General features: G+C 39.8%; 23 protein-coding genes. 4 read left to right on the plus strand and 19 right to left on the minus strand.

Annotation, left to right across the window (positions count from 1 at the left end; genetic code table 11):
* Window positions 1-164 precede the first annotated feature (164 nt).
* The 5 genes from TY49_RS14220 to yneA form a co-directional block, all read right to left on the minus strand.
* On the minus strand, window positions 165-590 hold the full coding sequence (locus TY49_RS14220) for a VOC family protein (RefSeq protein ID WP_041966569.1): 426 nt from the start codon (window positions 588-590) through the stop codon (window positions 165-167).
* A gap of 169 nt (window positions 591-759) precedes the next feature.
* Entirely contained in the window at window positions 760-2,769 is a 2,010-nt protein-coding gene (gene tkt / locus TY49_RS14225; protein WP_041966570.1) for a transketolase, read from the minus strand.
* 334 nt (window positions 2,770-3,103) lie between these two features.
* Window positions 3,104-3,337 carry a DUF896 domain-containing protein gene (locus tag TY49_RS14230; protein ID WP_041966571.1) on the minus strand — a complete coding sequence of 78 codons (234 nt, stop codon included), beginning with the start codon at window positions 3,335-3,337 and terminating at the stop codon, window positions 3,104-3,106.
* Window positions 3,338-3,415: 78 nt separating this feature from the next.
* Entirely contained in the window at window positions 3,416-4,060 is a 645-nt protein-coding gene (locus tag TY49_RS14235) for a YneB family resolvase-like protein (RefSeq protein ID WP_041966572.1), read from the minus strand.
* A gap of 24 nt (window positions 4,061-4,084) precedes the next feature.
* Window positions 4,085-4,399 carry a cell division suppressor protein YneA gene (gene yneA, locus TY49_RS14240; protein WP_041966573.1) on the minus strand — a complete coding sequence of 105 codons (315 nt, stop codon included), beginning with the start codon at window positions 4,397-4,399 and terminating at the stop codon, window positions 4,085-4,087.
* Window positions 4,400-4,553: 154 nt separating this feature from the next.
* Here yneA and lexA point away from each other — a divergent pair, with 154 nt between their 5' ends.
* Together lexA and TY49_RS14250 are read left to right on the plus strand one after the other, a co-directional pair.
* Entirely contained in the window at window positions 4,554-5,177 is a 624-nt protein-coding gene (lexA, locus tag TY49_RS14245; protein ID WP_023614724.1) for a transcriptional repressor LexA, read from the plus strand.
* A gap of 163 nt (window positions 5,178-5,340) precedes the next feature.
* On the plus strand, window positions 5,341-5,544 hold the full coding sequence (locus TY49_RS14250; protein WP_041966574.1) for a hypothetical protein: 204 nt from the start codon (window positions 5,341-5,343) through the stop codon (window positions 5,542-5,544).
* A 46-nt stretch (window positions 5,545-5,590) separates the two neighbouring features.
* On the opposite strand, the gene TY49_RS14255 is transcribed toward TY49_RS14250, so the two are convergent.
* Entirely contained in the window at window positions 5,591-7,519 is a 1,929-nt protein-coding gene (locus tag TY49_RS14255) for an ATP-dependent DNA helicase (protein ID WP_041966575.1), read from the minus strand.
* Between the two features lie 315 nt (window positions 7,520-7,834).
* On the opposite strand from TY49_RS14255, the gene TY49_RS14260 reads away from it, so the two are divergent.
* Complete coding sequence (locus TY49_RS14260) at window positions 7,835-8,221, plus strand: hypothetical protein (RefSeq protein WP_156972691.1); 387 nt, start codon at window positions 7,835-7,837, stop codon at window positions 8,219-8,221.
* Entirely contained in the window at window positions 8,208-8,744 is a 537-nt protein-coding gene (locus TY49_RS14265) for a GNAT family N-acetyltransferase (RefSeq protein ID WP_041966577.1), read from the plus strand. The genes TY49_RS14260 and TY49_RS14265 overlap by 14 nt, the downstream gene beginning before the upstream one ends.
* Window positions 8,745-8,773: 29 nt before the next feature.
* Here TY49_RS14265 and TY49_RS14270 read toward each other — a convergent pair whose 3' ends face one another.
* The 13 genes from TY49_RS14270 to TY49_RS14330 all read right to left on the minus strand — a co-directional run bounded on the left by TY49_RS14270 (window position 8,774) and on the right by TY49_RS14330 (window position 15,622).
* Complete coding sequence (locus TY49_RS14270; protein ID WP_041966578.1) at window positions 8,774-9,163, minus strand: hypothetical protein; 390 nt, start codon at window positions 9,161-9,163, stop codon at window positions 8,774-8,776.
* Window positions 9,164-9,172: 9 nt separating this feature from the next.
* Window positions 9,173-9,589, minus strand: a complete 417-nt coding sequence (locus tag TY49_RS14275; RefSeq protein WP_041966579.1) for a hypothetical protein — start codon at window positions 9,587-9,589, stop codon at window positions 9,173-9,175.
* A gap of 1 nt (window position 9,590) precedes the next feature.
* Window positions 9,591-9,923: a hypothetical protein gene (locus TY49_RS14280; protein WP_041966580.1), complete on the minus strand. Its 333-nt coding sequence runs from the start codon at window positions 9,921-9,923 to the stop codon at window positions 9,591-9,593.
* An 11-nt stretch (window positions 9,924-9,934) separates the two neighbouring features.
* Complete coding sequence (locus tag TY49_RS14285; RefSeq protein WP_041966581.1) at window positions 9,935-10,501, minus strand: ribonuclease FAU-1 family protein; 567 nt, start codon at window positions 10,499-10,501, stop codon at window positions 9,935-9,937.
* Complete coding sequence (locus tag TY49_RS14290; protein ID WP_156972692.1) at window positions 10,494-11,096, minus strand: hypothetical protein; 603 nt, start codon at window positions 11,094-11,096, stop codon at window positions 10,494-10,496. Before TY49_RS14290 ends, TY49_RS14285 begins: the two co-directional genes overlap by 8 nt.
* Window positions 11,097-11,198: 102 nt before the next feature.
* Complete coding sequence (locus TY49_RS14295; protein WP_041966583.1) at window positions 11,199-11,660, minus strand: GNAT family N-acetyltransferase; 462 nt, start codon at window positions 11,658-11,660, stop codon at window positions 11,199-11,201.
* A gap of 49 nt (window positions 11,661-11,709) precedes the next feature.
* Window positions 11,710-11,937, minus strand: a complete 228-nt coding sequence (locus TY49_RS14300; protein ID WP_041966584.1) for a hypothetical protein — start codon at window positions 11,935-11,937, stop codon at window positions 11,710-11,712.
* A gap of 11 nt (window positions 11,938-11,948) precedes the next feature.
* Window positions 11,949-12,377, minus strand: coding sequence for an ester cyclase (locus tag TY49_RS14305; protein WP_041966585.1), 429 nt, complete (start codon window positions 12,375-12,377; stop codon window positions 11,949-11,951).
* A 20-nt stretch (window positions 12,378-12,397) separates the two neighbouring features.
* Window positions 12,398-12,994: a hypothetical protein gene (locus TY49_RS14310; RefSeq protein WP_041966586.1), complete on the minus strand. Its 597-nt coding sequence runs from the start codon at window positions 12,992-12,994 to the stop codon at window positions 12,398-12,400.
* A gap of 32 nt (window positions 12,995-13,026) precedes the next feature.
* Entirely contained in the window at window positions 13,027-14,046 is a 1,020-nt protein-coding gene (locus TY49_RS14315; RefSeq protein ID WP_084135488.1) for a DUF2332 domain-containing protein, read from the minus strand.
* A 6-nt stretch (window positions 14,047-14,052) separates the two neighbouring features.
* The gene (locus tag TY49_RS14320) at window positions 14,053-14,388 is read right to left on the minus strand and encodes a hypothetical protein (RefSeq protein ID WP_041966588.1); all 336 of its coding nucleotides are present in this window, start codon (window positions 14,386-14,388) and stop codon (window positions 14,053-14,055) included.
* Window position 14,389: 1 nt separating this feature from the next.
* The gene (locus TY49_RS14325) at window positions 14,390-14,995 is read right to left on the minus strand and encodes a DUF4253 domain-containing protein (protein ID WP_041966589.1); all 606 of its coding nucleotides are present in this window, start codon (window positions 14,993-14,995) and stop codon (window positions 14,390-14,392) included.
* 18 nt (window positions 14,996-15,013) lie between these two features.
* On the minus strand, window positions 15,014-15,622 hold the full coding sequence (locus TY49_RS14330) for a kinase (RefSeq protein ID WP_041966590.1): 609 nt from the start codon (window positions 15,620-15,622) through the stop codon (window positions 15,014-15,016).
* Window positions 15,623-15,649 lie beyond the last annotated feature (27 nt).

The following is a 15,649-nucleotide window of genomic DNA, read 5'->3' on the forward strand; positions in this document are numbered from 1 at the left end:
TTAAATACAGGGTAATTTATTCGTGGATACACTTTGTCCTTATATAATCATTGTCAAAAACTTTTAGGTACTATAGCGGCATATTATCCGTTAACTATCAGCAGGCTATCCAGAATTCTTTACCGTAATGCCAGACTGCAAGGGCAGCCTGGCTTACGAGCTATTTATTTTTCATTTTCTGTGGACACTTGCCACTCCACGCCAAATCTGTCAGTCACCTGTCCATAGGCAGGACTCCAGAATGTTTCCTGCAATGGCATCGTAACTTTTCCGCTATCCTGCAGTTTATCAAATATTTCTTTAGCTTCTGATGCATCATTGATTAAAATCGCTATAGTCACCTGGGATCCAAGCTGATATGGATTTCCAGGAAATGTATCAGATAGCATCAAGCTAGCATGACCAATTTTCAACTGGGCATTCAACACTCGATCCTTCGCCTCTTCTGGAAGGGGATACTCAGGGTTTGCAGGCATCTCACCAAATGTTTGCAGACTAATGACTTCAGCTCCCAGCGCATGTTTGTAAAATTCCACGGCTTCCTGTCCATTTCCATTGGTGACAAGATAAGGGACAATATTTGTTATCATGACAGCACCTCTTCTCTCTTCTCAGAACAAATGTTCGTTTAAATTTTACCATAATTTTCAGTAAGGAACAATATTTCATTTTGCCCAAATGGCAGAATGAAAAAACTAAAAAAATAATAAAAAACGAGCATGTAACCTAAATGGTCCCATGCTCGTTATAGTTTGATTATTAGTTTTGCTCAAGCAAAGCTTTTACTCGAGCAACTACATTGTTCACGGAGAAGCCGTACTCTTCTAAGATTTTTTCGCCTGGCGCAGATGCACCAAATGTATCGATCGCAAGTACTTCACCCTCGTCACCAACGTAACGGTGCCAGCCTAGTGAAGAGCCCATCTCGATTCCAAGGCGCTTTTTGACAGACTTCGGAATAACACTTTCTTTGTATTCCTTGGACTGCTGTTCGAAACGATCCCATGAAGGCATGCTGACAACAGACACATCAATTCCTTCAGAAGCTAAAGCCTCTTGTGCTTTCACGGCAAGGCCGACTTCTGAACCTGCTGCTAAAAGCAATGCATCAGCATTGTCTTTTCCAGCTGGAGAAATGACGTAAGCACCTTTAGATACGCCTTCGTACGCATTCTTGTCAGTATCTTTGATTGTTGGCAAGTTTTGGCGAGTCAACACAAGAGCTGTAGGCATCTTAGTTGATTCAACTGAGAGCTTCCATGCAGCCGCTGTTTCGTTACCGTCTGCAGGACGGATGACAGACAGGTTCGGCATAGCGCGAAGTCCAGCAAGCTGCTCGACTGGTTCGTGTGTAGGACCATCTTCCCCTACCGCAATGCTGTCATGTGTGAATACGTATGTTACAGGCAATCCCATTAATGCAGCAAGTCGGATTGCCGGCTTTAAATAGTCGGAAAACACGAAGAATGTTCCGCCAAATACCTTAAGTCCACCGTGAAGTGCCATACCGTTCATCGCAGCACCCATAGCGAATTCACGAACACCAAACCAGATGTTGCGCCCTTCGAATGAACCCGGGAAGAAGTCACCTGATCCTTTGATCATTGTTTTGTTTGATCCGGCAAGGTCAGCCGACCCACCGACCAGGTAAGGAAGGTTTTTCGCGATTCCGTTAAGTGCTTCTCCAGAGGAAGCTCGGCTCGCAAGACTCTTTCCTTCCTCGTATACAGGAATGTCTTTATCCCATCCTTCAACTAACTCACCCTTCATTGCCTTCTCAAGCTGGGCTCCTAGTTCAGGATACTCGCTTTTATATTTTGCGAAAAGCTCGTTCCAAGCCTGTTCCGCTTGTTCACCTTTATTAGCGATTTGCTGTTTGAAGTGATCATATACTTCACTTGGAACATGGAAGTCTTCTTCAAAAGTCCACTTATAAGCTTCCTTAGTAAGCTTCAATTCATCAGCACCTAGTGGAGCGCCGTGAACATCTGATTTACCTGAAAGGTTTGGTGAACCATAACCAATGACAGTCTTTACTTCAATCATAGTAGGACGATCTTCATCTGTCTTAGCTTCTTCAATTGCTTTTGCGATTTCTTCAAGGTTATTGCCATCTTCGACGCGAATGTATTGCCAGCCATATGATTTGAATCTGCCTTCAACACTTTCTGAGAATGACTTATCAAGATCTCCATCCAGAGAAATATCGTTTGAATCATAAAGCACGATCATTCTGCCTAGCTTCAAGTGAGCTGCCAGTGATGCTGCTTCAGCAGATACACCCTCCATTAGATCGCCGTCACCGCAAATGCTGTATGTATAGTGATCAACGAGATTATAGTTATCTTTATTGTAAGCAGCAGCAAGATGACGTTCAGCCATTGCCATACCGACTGCCATAGCAATTCCCTGCCCAAGCGGTCCAGTTGTTGCATCTACACCAGCAGTGTGGCCGAACTCAGGGTGTCCTGGAGTCTTGCTTCCCCACTGGCGGAACTGTTTAATATCATCCATTGTCAGATCATATCCTGCTAGGTGCAGCAAGCTGTATAACAGCATTGAACCATGTCCAGCAGACAATACAAAACGATCGCGGTTAAACCATTCTGGGTTTTTAGGGTTGATGTTCATGTAACGAGTCCACAATGTGTATGCCATTGGAGCTGCCCCCATTGGCATGCCTGGGTGGCCGGAATTTGCCTTTTCAATTGCATCAATTGATAATGTACGAATGGAATCAATTGAAAGCATATCAATTTCTTTAAACATTAAATACATCCTTTCTATAGGTACTGGCTACATCCTTAATATTATAGCGAGAGAAATTATTATACAACAAATTGTGCCTGAAAGGGACAGAAATGGCCGTATTGTTATCTATTTTGACACAAACTTGCTGTTGATATGTAAATGATAGCCTTTGTGAGTGAAAAAATAAATCCAAAGAAGTGCTTTTTAGTGCGAAACAGGATTACCTCTGTATCATACATTAGTCTAATTCCCACTTATTTAGGGAGATGAAACAAACTAGTCGATTATTTATCATAAATTCAACAAAATAAAAATGGAATACATGTCGTATGTATTCCAAATTAGTATATATTTAATGAAGCTTATTCTTCGCTTTTTCGTCCTTGAGCTTATCAGGCGTAACGTCATTGCCTTCTGGATCCACAATGGTTACACCTTTAAGTGTATTGAGCATAGAAGACCGGAAAGACTGGAGATATTCTGCACGAAGCTTCGTCTGTTCCTTTGCTTCTTCTTCCGACAACTTAGATGATTTTGCTTTCCTTGCCAGTTCATTGATTCTAGCAATTTTATCACTTGATAGCATTGTAAAGCTCCTTTGTAAAAAAATACGTCAAATGACATCTTACTAAAATTTTTACGATTTTACAAGAATAGAGCTTCGTTATTCTTTTGTTTCTATGTACTCAAGATATCTTCGGTTCACTGTTGCCTTAGATACATCGTACCCAAATCCTCTTAATGTGGCGGCAATTTCAGCAAAGGTCAACCCATTATTCCGCAGCTTGACGATTTCCTCAACCGGCATCTCTTTCCGATCACGGCCTGAATGCTCACCTTGATTTTTCAGATTGCGCTGTGGCTTGTACCCATGCTCAATCGCTCGTTTCATGCCACGCTTAATCTTAATATTATGGATTTTCCTCTGATACTCTTCTACCATGCTGACAATCTGCAGCACCATGGAATCTGATTCAGAAAGCTGGAGTTCCCCACTGTGAGAGACACTATATAATTTTACATTTTCTTTTAGGATACAATGAAGAATTGCAACCTTAGCATTACCTCTTCCAAGTCTTGTCTCATCCTGGATTAGCAATGCCCCTATATTCTTGTCCTTGATCAATTCCAGCAGTTCCAGGATCCCTTCTCTTTCAAGATCATAACCACTAGCTTTTTCTTTAATAATACTCGCTACTTCAAAACCATAATTGCTTGCCAGACGCAGCAACTCTTCTTCCTGCCTGACAAGCGAAGTCTCCTGCGTTTCCTTCGTTGTACTTACGCGGCAATAAATAATTGCTTTCATGTTGTCACCTTATTCTAGTCCAATCTATCTTTCTGCTCCCGCAATCTGGGTAGGTTCCATCTGTTCAGCCACAACAGGGATCACCAGTTCATCTCCCGGAAAAACCATTTCCCCAATAATTCCGTTTTCTTTTTCTACCCAGCTAACGAATTCATTTTCGGTAAAATTATGTTCGCTGGCAAACACCTCTGCAATCTCCCACAGTGATTGTCCTTCTTCTATAGTAACAGTTATGTATGCATCTTCGTTATTTAATTGTGCTTTTGCTACGAATGAAAAGATTAAGCTGACTGCAAGCAGGACCAAGGCATATGAATAGTTTTCCCATAGTTTTTTCATTTACGGCACCCCTTAACGAATGTATGTTCGGTTAATTGATTTTATTATAAATCGAACATTTGTTTCGTGTCAACTCAAAAATTCGAACTTATGTTTGTATCTGTGGAATAGACATGGTATAATTAGGACAAGAAAATATACGAGGTGCGTAAATATGACAAAGTTATCTAAGCGGCAACAAGATATATTTGAATTCATAAAAGGCGAAGTCAAGAAAAAAGGGTATCCGCCATCCGTACGCGAAATCGGTGAAGCCGTTGGGCTTGCATCAAGCTCCACTGTCCACGGACACCTTGCAAGACTTGAGAGCAAAGGCTTGATTCGACGCGATCCTACTAAGCCGCGTGCAATAGAAATCCTGGAAATAGAAGAAGATAGCCGCATTCCTAAATATAAAGTGGTTAATGTACCTGTTGTCGGTAAAGTAACAGCTGGTATGCCGATCACGGCCATTGAAAATGTAGAAGAGTACTTCCCTCTTCCTGATCGCCTTGTTCCACATGATGAGCAGGTTTTCATGCTGGAAATCATGGGTGACAGTATGATTGAAGCAGGCATCCTCGACGGTGACTATGTTATTGTTAAACAGCAAAAAACTGCTAATAACGGAGACATTGTTGTAGCAATGACAGAGGATGATGAAGCAACAGTTAAGCGTTTCTTCAAGGAAAAGGATTATTTCAGGCTCCAGCCGGAAAATCCTACGATGGATCCAATCATCCTACGTAACGTATCCATACTTGGTAAAGTCATCGGTGTATATCGTCATATGCATTAAAAAAGCAAGCGGGCTTCGCTTGCTTTTTTTCTATCTATTAAACTTTTATCATATGAGACTAGCACATTTATGAAAAAAATAGGTAGAGACCCTAACAACTCGTCCCTCTCCACATAAGATATCGTGTAAGTATCTTTCATGATGGAAAGGAGTTGAGTTTCTAATGGGATACAATCGTAATGACAATGATGTAGCAGGTGTATTTTTCCCTAAGCGTGACAGAGACAGAGTCAGGGCAACTGTTGATTTTGATGACCTCTGCCGTGCTGTGCGCCGTTGTATAATTGAGGATTTAGTAGCCGGTGCTCGAGATGATCGGGATGATGATCGGGACCGCCGCCGCAGAAAGTGCGGTTGCGGACTCTAACACCTAACTGAGAAATCCCGAAAGGATTAGTCCTTTCGGGATTTCTCTATTTCCATTGAATATTTTGAACAGGCAATACACCTTTTAACTCTTCATAGTACGCAGCTTTTTGATTTTGATTAAGCCATACATGTACGGTTCCGCTATCTTGATTGGTTCTGATCAATCGTCCCATTCCTTGTCTTAGGCGTAGGAGCATATATGGTATATCTACCTCAGCAGCTGGATTATCCGCATGCTTTCTTTTCGCCTGGAAGACTGGGTCATGAGGCGGGAATGGCAATGACGAAATGATGACTTGAATCAGTGACTCTCCTGGTACGTCGAGGCCTTCCCACAGGTTGTAGGAACAGAGAACAGAATCGATGTCATTCTGGAATTCCTTTACGGTTTCACTGATTTCACGGTCTCCCTCAAACAAGATTGGGAAACTCCATTCTTGTTTTTCAGTCCATGCCCGGAATCGTTCCATTTCCTGCATAGAAGAGAAGAGCACAAGCGAGCTGCCATTCTTACTTATAATGTCATCCCCTATTTTGTTCCATTTCTTTATTTCATCATCCTCGATGTGTGCTACGAATTCCATTTGCTCTTCATAGTCGAATGGTGAAGCTACAGTAAAGGATGAGTATGTTTCAATTCCAAGGCTTTTCGCTATATAGCTGAAATCTCCAGCCTGGGACAGGGTCGCTGAAGAAAATACAAACGGGATGTTTTGGGCGAATACTTCTTTTTTCAAAATATCCTCAACGAGACGAGGCATGATGACTAGCGATGTTTGCACTTCATTCTCTTCTAGCCAGAAAATCCCTTCGTCGTTCTTTAAGAAAATTGAAAGACCGTATGCAAAAAACTCGAGGTATTCTTCCATGATTTTTAAATGGTATTCGTCAATCAGGAACATTTCCGAGTCAAATACTAGCTGGTCCATTAAATCGGAAACCTTTTTCTCCAAGGTTTCTGCTGTTTTTCGGATACTCGATAACATTTGCACTTCTTTACGATTAGATCCTTCGACTAAAGACGAATTTCCCACTAAAAGGTCAAACCATGCATCATGAAGCTCTAAAATATCTTCGATTAAATAAAGAGACTCCTCACGGACATCCTGGTGCATATATCCCGTCAGGACAGTATTCAAAGTTTGTGAGTTGAACCTGTATGTTAGCCCCTTTTGCGCTGCGAACTCAAGCAAGTGGCCCTCATCAAAAATCACGGTACTTGATTCTGGCAGCAATGGCATCTGCCCTTCCCGTTTACGAGAATCTTTCGTCCAGACATGCTCCATGTAAAAGTCATGTGAGCAAATAATTAAATCGCCTGCATGACGATAGTAATCACGATTCAAAGTTTGGCCGCAGCGGTGGCGCCAGCTGCATGTTGAGCATTGCTGAAGAGGATCCCAGGCCATTGATGCCCATTTTTCATTCGTGACCCATGGATATTCCTTCCGGTCGCCATAACGAGTGAATGAATTCATAGAAATCCCTTCATCAAAGATGAAATCTGGCAGCTGGTCATGGACGTCCAGGATTTCTTTTTCATTTGACGTGTTTGAAAGGTCATCAAGCTTCTTCACGCACACATACTGTTCTCTCGCTTTTGCCAATCGGACATCGACCTTCAACCCTAACGCCTTTTCGAGCTTTTCGATATCCCCGCCCTCTTTTACGAGCTGCTCGATCAGTGTTTCATCAGAGCAGGAAACAATCGCCGGCTTGCCCATGTATCTTGCGTATAGAATGGCATAAATAAGATAGACGAAGGTTTTTCCGGTACCGACGCCAGCTTCGGCGAACACAATTCCTTTATTCTTAAAGGCCTGCTCCACCTGGAAGGCCATATAAATCTGCTCATCACGGAGTTCATAGCCCTTTTCAGGCAAAATATCGTAAAAGACATCACCAATGTAATCCCCTAATAAATCAAAGAATGTATCGTTTTTACTTATTGTAAATGGAAGTTTATTTGTCATTCAGGTTCTCCTCGACTATTGATTCCGGCAAAAAAGCCAGCTTTTATCATAACAGATAATCAGTCATTTAGTGAAAGAAATGAAATATAAAATATAGGCAAAAACTCTAATACCATTATTAGGAATAAACTGTTAAAATAATCCTAAATCTGCTTAAGGGAAGTTTTTATGAAATCTAAAAAAATCATCTACATAAATATTGCTCTCATTGCTTTATGATTTTTCATTAATATTTACCAGTACAACAGAATTACTGAATTTGAGAGTCAACTAGGATACAACTTCCAACGGACAATTCGGGACTCTCTATTTATATTGGAGAATGATGGTGATCCAAACATATGGATCAAGATATTGAAAGAAAAGGAAGGTGAAATCACATTAGCCTCTCACATAGGAGAAATAACTCGACTAAGCAGACAATATTATACGATGAACGGAAAAATCTCAGTCATCGGAGACATACTCGATTCACTTGCAGATGATTATCATCAATTAGCAGTTTCTGTAAAGAAAGATTCGGATCACTCAAAGAACCAAGAGGAAATTAACCTTAAAATAGACTTTCTTATTACATTGTTAAATAAAGCAGACTCAATATCTGGCGAAAATGAACAACAATATTATAAAGAATTTACTGACTCGGAATCTAAAACTTCCAACCTGATATGGAGGGAGTACAAGAAGTATGAAAAAAAATGATTACATCATCCGTCAGGAAAATCCTGATGATTATTCAGGAATAAGAGAGACTAATTTTATGGCTTTTGACACGGGAGAAAATGAAGCACGTTTAGTCGAACTAATACGGGAATCAGAACAATTTGTCCCTGAATTTAGCCTAGTCGCTGTTAAAGATGACGGAGAAGTCATCGGACATATCCTTTTTAGTATTATCCACCTTGTTACCGAGCAAGGAACTGTTCCTACTTTAGGTCTTGCTCCAATGGCTGTGAAACCAGGTTATCAAAATAGCGGAATCGGTTCTGATCTCGTCAACGAAGGTATCAAAGCTTGCAGAGCTTTAGGATATAATCATATTTTTGTCCTTGGGCACCCGAACTTTTACCCTCGGTTTGGCTTTTCGCCAGCAAGCCAGTTTGGAATAGATTCTCCTTTTCCTATGCCAGACGAAGTATTCATGGCACTTGAGTTAAAGAAAGGCTCCTTGAATGGATTACAGGGAAAAATTGAGTATCCGCCTGCGTTTAATTCTGTAAGTTAGTTTAAAAAGTGAGGAGAAATGAAGCGAATTTACCTCTCCTCACTTTTTTTAAACAATAAATCATAAAAGGTGATGCCAAGAGCCAACCCAAGAGGAGCTCCAAAGTCCAGGTTATCAAGCCGCTCTGGCCAAAGTAAATAGTTTGAGATATAAGTTACAGTCATTAAGAATACAAAGGTTCCCGAGAATTTCAATATCCGCCTTTTAATATCAATCCCAGGCAATTTCTTAATACTCATAATGACGAGGATCATTTGAAAAAGCCCAAATAACAGCAGGAATATAACAAACCCAATTACAAATCTAAAGGAATTTGGCGTGTCGATATCTGTTAATACAATACTCATCGCTAAAAGCAGGCCGATCAGAAATACTATATATAGCAGAATTGAAATCCGGTTCTCTTTTTTGCTTATCATGGTTATCCCCTACTCCCCAGCCAACAATTCAGATTCAAGAACATCTACCTGCACTTTATCTGTTAACCTTCCGTAACCCTCATTTTCATTATCACTGATAATCGTAGCCGTTTCTCCTTCAAACCATATCCGATAGTGATATAATCTTTCAGGCATTTTCTTTTCTTCTTGAATGAAAAACGTGGCGACTATATCTTCTTTCCTTGCCATTTCAGCTTTCGTGTTAGGTGACCACTTAACTTTACCGAATGCTTGCTGGATTTTCTTTAGCCTTTCATTTGAGGCAATGATCTTTTCTTCACCATTATTTTGGCCCTCTTCAGATGTTTTTTGCACATCCATCCTAGTAAGCTCCGGTTCAAAACTGGCACTACACCCTACAATGCAAAGAAAAATCACAAGTAATCCTGTAGTAAGTTTTTTCATCTCAATCCCCAGTCCTGATTCTATTTGCTTTTAAATCAATCAGTTGATAGTCTTCTTCTGCCATTTCCTCATTCGAGGTGATCACTTCAAGAAAGCGCTTGTACAATACCTGAATTTCCGGCTGCCGATCTATGATTTGAATACAGTCATTATAGATTTTCTCATTCTTATAGATGTGTATTTCCAGCCATTTCGTTTTATCCTTCTTGCTTTGGAGATGAAGTGTCTTTTCGTCAATGAAGCTAGAATAAATACCATCTGCTTCTTGCTGGATTTTTAGGTATTCTTCTTCTTTGTCCGATTTTATATGGTAACTATATAATTTCACAAACAATTTTACACCCCTCAAATCCGTCGACTAGTTAGCCTCTGTTCCAAACACTCTTTATGTACCTTCGTTAAATGAAGCAAATTAAGTTGATTCCCTTCGATCTGTTTCTTTATAGCATCAGCCTCAGAGACCGCGATATAATAAAGTTCATCATCAATAACACCACAAGATAAAGCCAACTCTAGTTCATCGGCATCTTTATGAAAGACTTCTCCTGCAGGAAGGATAATAATGTCCAAAAAGAGATCGTCCATCCACGGGCGATCATTATCAATGCCATTTTGATAGCATATATCGATATACCATTGGACAATTTCCCCTGCCACATTAAACATTGTTGTGACTGAATGACGTGCCCCCTTAGGAAAATGCTGCAGCCAGGTATACCCTTCGTCTATTATGCAGACCTTCTTATCCCCGTATTGGGCATGTAAAGGTTCAGTTATTTTGATTACCTTTAACATGGTAACGTGACCCTTAAAACCATCTTCATCGAAGAAATCCTGAATGAATTCCCTTTTAACAACACGAGTCCAATCAGCCCGGTCACCATATTTTCTTTTTAACTTTAACTCATTCATATAAATCTCCCATATTATTAGTCAGGGGAACATTGTTTTCTTGGAGCTTCTCCATGATTTTGAATCTGTTGTTCTGCACCTTGCTGTTATAAGGCAGTTCGATTACATCTCCAGCTTTTGTGACAAGATTTAAATGGTCCACTACGGTCACTCCATTACTTTTCACGAAAATTTCTTTTGCTTCTTTTACATCCTCCCAATAATAGGAGTTGACGGTGTTGAACGTTTTATAATCATTAAAATGCATTCCCTGGTCATCAAGGTAATAATAGTTTGACACGCCGAACATGAAGAATGGTACGCAGCCTAGCATAATGAGAAGTGTGATCCACTTGATGCCCTTCCATTCGAACTTCCACGTGAAAAATAAATACAGAAATAGAGTTACCGCTATCCAAAGCATGCCAACCATGAAAATTACATACGCAGATGATGGTGTATCATAAAACCATTTATCAGCTGATAGGTAAAGATAATCCTGAATAATATAAACAAAAACGAGAGGCATGAACAAACTACTGATGATTAAAATAATTGCTGTCACAAGGATTATATTAGATGAATTCTCTGTATTGAAACTTAAACGCGCCATCATTATTCCTCCTTCTTCCTAGATAAATGTTAATACGTTTATCTAGGAAGAAGGTTTCAAATATTCCAAAAATTTACTTAAGGAAAATTCATTGAACTATCCACATTAAAAATGCTTTTCCATTGGCTCCGTACACTGTGTGTAGCCATTTCTTCCATAAAACTCGATGCTCGTATCGCTGGGCCACACGATGATGAACTCAAACTTCTTTTCTTCAGCCCATTCATTGACACGTGACAGCAACTTGCTCCCAGTCCCTTTTCCCCTATATTCGGGAACAGTATATACATTGGTCATATAAGCAAACGGATTGGTAATCCTGCCTGGACGTGGTACCTTATGGATCAATTCAATGTAAATATGGGAAACTATTTCTCCGTTATTCTCGGCAATCCAGACAAACCATTGCCCACTTTCCATCGCAGATTCGAGGAAACCTCTGCATTCTTCTTCAAAGGAGCTATACTCCACTCCCTCCCCCATTTCAGTGTAATCCTCGAGTGTAAAGTCCCATCTCATTTTTATTAATTGATTAATATCGCCTTGATTGGCTAATCGAATTTTCATATTCCCCTCCGTTGATATAAAAAATGTTTGCCGCTAGTTTTGCTGCCACTTATCTGCTTTCCTTTCTATGTTTTGCAAAAAAATAACTCAATCCGAAGGGAAGCAATAGAACTAGAGCTAACAGCCTAAATGCATTATTAGCTCCCAGAAAATATAGGGACGGAAGGGTTACGGCCATTCCACACATAAGTAGAAGCTTCCAGGATTTATTTATCAAGCCCCAAAAAAACAGGAAGCCTGACGCCACAATAAGTAGCCAAAATATCATTCCAGCCATGCCTTTTCCTCCTAAAATACTTCATGAGTGTTTTTCTTGAGTGCACCCAAATCATAGAGAATACCAGCATCGCTATTCTCACACCACATTTCCTTCACTTTACTGCCTTCAAATGTAAAAATCATGATACCCGTCTCTTTTACACGCTGATTTTCAGACGGGATATCGAACCAGCCGCCTTTGTATGTCATCCAGCCGGTGTAACGTACTACCAGCTTATTGCCCTGTTCAATCAAATCATCCAGCACCCAAACATCGTCATGAAAAACGGATCGGTACCATTTCATGAAATCAACCATCGATCTGCGTGAGTTTTCGCCATTTCGCGAATGGTAAATAAAGCCCTCTGTAGTCAGTTCATCAATCACATCGAGATTACCTTCTGTAAAATATTCACTGAACCATCTTTCAGCTAGTAATCTTTTATCACCGCTAATCATATCCCCACTCCTGTTCATAGTTATTTTTCCAGCAGCCACAGGCCACCAATGTTAACACCTGTGAATTCCTCCATATTACCTTGTTCATCTTTTAGAAATAATGCTCCTTTGGCGAACAGAAAATACCAATCAAACGAGTAGCCCTGGATCGAATAAGTTTCGATCTCAGTCTTCAACTCATCCTCTATCACCACTTGAGAGACTTTCACACATTCAATGCTAAAACAATTGTATTCTGTATGATCACTGATATGATTTAGAAACGATTGTTGATGGTTCGGTACACCAGCTCCCAAATAAATCAAAAGAATAATAATGCTACTGATTAAGTATGAAAAGTTAAACTGATGGTCTACCAGCAAGATCCATAAAGCAACTGCTGAAAAAAAACTAATCCATAGCAACCAACCAATGTCGAAAAACCTATTTGCAAGGAATGAATTGATAGAAAGGAAGATCAAATAACGAATAACATTGGCGATTGGACGGGCCTTCATCTTCTCTTCTATTTCTTGCTCCAATCCAGCTGTCTTTTTACTAATAAACAGATGATAAATAAAGTATAAAATGGCTATGGTCATACCTATGAAAGAAATCACTAAAATACCTTTATCCATAAAATTCACCCTAACAGAAAAATTTCAACATCCTAAAAAAACAGTTTAAACCAGCGGCCATGGCCTTCGGTTTCGCCAATGGTGTTCAAGCTTTCTTTTCCATCGAGATAATAATCGAGGTGAAGCTTTGCATCATAAATATTATTGTATATATGAAAAATTGCCCTTCGTTTTCCTATTTCTTTTATTTGCCCCAGAAGCTTCTCCTTAGTCTCGACAGGCATTTGATTGGCAACATGGGTATGGAAAACACAGATAGTCTGATCTGTTGGAATTTCAGCAACAAATGAATTAAGCAATTCCACTCCATCTCCCTGAATTAAACTCAACTTCTGATTGCCTATATAGCTTGCCGCTTTTTCAAATAACTCCTGTCTTTCACTGTGTTCTGGCCAGATCAATGCCTTTAGCCATAAGTATTCCTCTGTATTTCTAACATCATTTATATGCAGGTCGACTCCTATTCTTGTTGCAACATCAAAATGGTGCAATGGATTCAAAAGTGATTGATCTCCTCTTATTTCTGATCTAAGGTGGACTTCCGAATCAAGATTCCCGAAAATCTCTTCTGTGCCATATGAATAACTGTACTTATCCACGAATAGTTGCAAACCTGCACTTGTTCCGATTTCAATTAGCGCCAATGGCTTTTTAGTCAGATGAGAAATGCGACTGAATACAGGATATAGATATGAACATCGTCTGACCTCATTCGTCTGGACGATTTTAGTTTTTAATATTTCAATAATCTCTTCAGAGTATCGCCGGCAAAAATGCACGAAAGCAGGATATGAATCTTCTGCCTTCCCTGGATGATTTGTTATGATCGGATAAAAATCCGTTAAGGCATGTTTATACTCTTTCAATAATAAAAAGTGGACAGCACCGAAAAACAGATTGGGCACTGGCTGCCCCTTTTGTGCTGATGATGCCAGTTGTATCATCTCTGCATCTTCAGCGATTTTTAAAGAAAGAAATTCATATAACGGACTAGACTCACTGCATTCATGAATCGCAAATCTTCTGAATTTCATCGAGAGATCATTAGACATCAAGCATCACCTAATCCTTTTATACAAAGACACAATACCAAATAAAATCAAATAAACAGCAAACACTGCTGTCACCACAAGAATCAAATAGTTTCCTGCTATTAATGTTGTGGGATGCTCTAGCGGACTAACGAATCCCAGTTCAAACGGATAGGCGTCCTCCAACGGGGTCAACGAGGTATGCTGTTCAATTACTGGCAATGGCAGTCCAAGTCTATGATTGGTTAGATCATAATCCGAAGTGACAGTGACGGAATCAAAGAGAGGATTAATGGTCACCCCAATCCAGCCAATAAAAATAGAAACTATTAATAATTTGTGTCGCAGCACTTTATTTTTCATATCAGTCCCACCATAAGTACAACTTCCTTGTTTCTTCCATTTCTTCAATTAAACCATTGATGCTTCCTGATCCTTGTTCCACGATATCAGGACAGAATTTGTAGATTTCTTTTGCAAATGCTTTTAGGGCTTTCCCTTCAGGAAAAACTTCAAAGTTCGCTTCTACCCAATCGTAATCTGCGCCAATGATGATAAATGGATAACGTCTATACCAATCCTTGAGCTTAGAAATAACCTTTTCATTACTAATATCGTAGTTATCCCCATTCGTCTGCTGGACCCTAAGGATATCAAACTGGTCTGATCCAGGAATGATGCCGATTTTTTCACGATCAGATTCGCATATAAAAGGCAAATAGTTTATCGACTTAAGTTGCTCTTTTAGTTTCAAAACCAATTGTTCCGCTTTTTCCTGTTTGGCTTCCACACAAATCCCCGTAATTTCAGCTGGTTTTTCAGTATACAAATCCACTTTGTAAAAAGGATGAATTCTACCATTTATACTTCTTTTGACTATTGCTAGTGCCTCTTGTGAAATTCCGCTTTGTTCTACTATAAACTCGGTTTCCTTACTCCTGCCAAAGTTAAATAGCTTTTTCCAAATCATTTTCCATCACCTGCAGTTTTAGTTAATCAGTTCATAATAAGGAATGACTAGATCGGCTTTTTCTACTGGCCGGAGTTTTTCCATGTAGTAGTCCTCAGCTTTCCAGTATCTGTTCCTGAACTTTTCGATGTTCTGCTGGGTTTGAAAGCGTTCCCGTGCAAACCTTATATCTCTTGGACAATCTATAAAGACGGTAAAATCAAAATATGGTCTCCATTCCTCTCTCTGGAGAAAAATCCCTTCAACAATAAAGACGTCTTTCCCGGTCAACTGCAGCTTTTGATAAACATGTTGATCCAACTTATTATCATAAAACGGGAGTTCAATTTCATTTTGATGGATCAAGTTATCAAGCAAGGATTTCTTTAACCACTCTACATCCCACTGCAAGAAATAATACTCCTGCCATTCCTCGTGGCCGGAATTGTACCTTTTTGACCGTCCAACTATGTGGTCATCCAGGTGAAAGACCATATTTTCAATCTGTTTTTCAGAAAGAATTGAAGCGAATTTCCTCACAAATGTCGTTTTTCCTGACCTGCTGAGACCATCTACACCTATAATGACGCGTTTATTTTGACGACCAGCACACACAATTTTTGTCAATAATTCTTCTACAGCGTCCATAATCGCAACCTCACATTTCAAAGTTGA

The organism is Mesobacillus selenatarsenatis SF-1, assembly GCF_000813125.1.
Taxonomy (GTDB): Bacteria; Bacillota; Bacilli; order Bacillales; family Cytobacillaceae; genus Mesobacillus; species Mesobacillus selenatarsenatis.

What these genes read in the sequence shown, in the direction of transcription:
- TY49_RS14220 (WP_041966569.1), bottom strand. Translation starts at nt 590, where the DNA reads ATGATAACAAATATTGTCCCTTATCTTGTCACCAATGGAAATGGACAG.
- tkt (WP_041966570.1), bottom strand. Translation starts at nt 2,769, where the DNA reads ATGTTTAAAGAAATTGATATGCTTTCAATTGATTCCATTCGTACATTA.
- TY49_RS14230 (WP_041966571.1), bottom strand. Translation starts at nt 3,337, where the DNA reads ATGCTATCAAGTGATAAAATTGCTAGAATCAATGAACTGGCAAGGAAA.
- TY49_RS14235 (WP_041966572.1), bottom strand. Translation starts at nt 4,060, where the DNA reads ATGAAAGCAATTATTTATTGCCGCGTAAGTACAACGAAGGAAACGCAG.
- yneA (WP_041966573.1), bottom strand. Translation starts at nt 4,399, where the DNA reads ATGAAAAAACTATGGGAAAACTATTCATATGCCTTGGTCCTGCTTGCA.
- lexA (WP_023614724.1), top strand. Translation starts at nt 4,554, where the DNA reads ATGACAAAGTTATCTAAGCGGCAACAAGATATATTTGAATTCATAAAA.
- TY49_RS14250 (WP_041966574.1), top strand. Translation starts at nt 5,341, where the DNA reads ATGGGATACAATCGTAATGACAATGATGTAGCAGGTGTATTTTTCCCT.
- TY49_RS14255 (WP_041966575.1), bottom strand. Translation starts at nt 7,519, where the DNA reads ATGACAAATAAACTTCCATTTACAATAAGTAAAAACGATACATTCTTT.
- TY49_RS14265 (WP_041966577.1), top strand. Translation starts at nt 8,208, where the DNA reads ATGAAAAAAAATGATTACATCATCCGTCAGGAAAATCCTGATGATTAT.
- TY49_RS14270 (WP_041966578.1), bottom strand. Translation starts at nt 9,163, where the DNA reads ATGATAAGCAAAAAAGAGAACCGGATTTCAATTCTGCTATATATAGTA.
- TY49_RS14275 (WP_041966579.1), bottom strand. Translation starts at nt 9,589, where the DNA reads ATGAAAAAACTTACTACAGGATTACTTGTGATTTTTCTTTGCATTGTA.
- TY49_RS14285 (WP_041966581.1), bottom strand. Translation starts at nt 10,501, where the DNA reads ATGAATGAGTTAAAGTTAAAAAGAAAATATGGTGACCGGGCTGATTGG.
- TY49_RS14290 (WP_156972692.1), bottom strand. Translation starts at nt 11,096, where the DNA reads ATGATGGCGCGTTTAAGTTTCAATACAGAGAATTCATCTAATATAATC.
- TY49_RS14295 (WP_041966583.1), bottom strand. Translation starts at nt 11,660, where the DNA reads ATGAAAATTCGATTAGCCAATCAAGGCGATATTAATCAATTAATAAAA.
- TY49_RS14300 (WP_041966584.1), bottom strand. Translation starts at nt 11,937, where the DNA reads ATGGCTGGAATGATATTTTGGCTACTTATTGTGGCGTCAGGCTTCCTG.
- TY49_RS14305 (WP_041966585.1), bottom strand. Translation starts at nt 12,377, where the DNA reads ATGATTAGCGGTGATAAAAGATTACTAGCTGAAAGATGGTTCAGTGAA.
- TY49_RS14310 (WP_041966586.1), bottom strand. Translation starts at nt 12,994, where the DNA reads ATGGATAAAGGTATTTTAGTGATTTCTTTCATAGGTATGACCATAGCC.
- TY49_RS14315 (WP_084135488.1), bottom strand. Translation starts at nt 14,046, where the DNA reads ATGTCTAATGATCTCTCGATGAAATTCAGAAGATTTGCGATTCATGAA.
- TY49_RS14320 (WP_041966588.1), bottom strand. Translation starts at nt 14,388, where the DNA reads ATGAAAAATAAAGTGCTGCGACACAAATTATTAATAGTTTCTATTTTT.
- TY49_RS14325 (WP_041966589.1), bottom strand. Translation starts at nt 14,995, where the DNA reads ATGATTTGGAAAAAGCTATTTAACTTTGGCAGGAGTAAGGAAACCGAG.
- TY49_RS14330 (WP_041966590.1), bottom strand. Translation starts at nt 15,622, where the DNA reads ATGGACGCTGTAGAAGAATTATTGACAAAAATTGTGTGTGCTGGTCGT.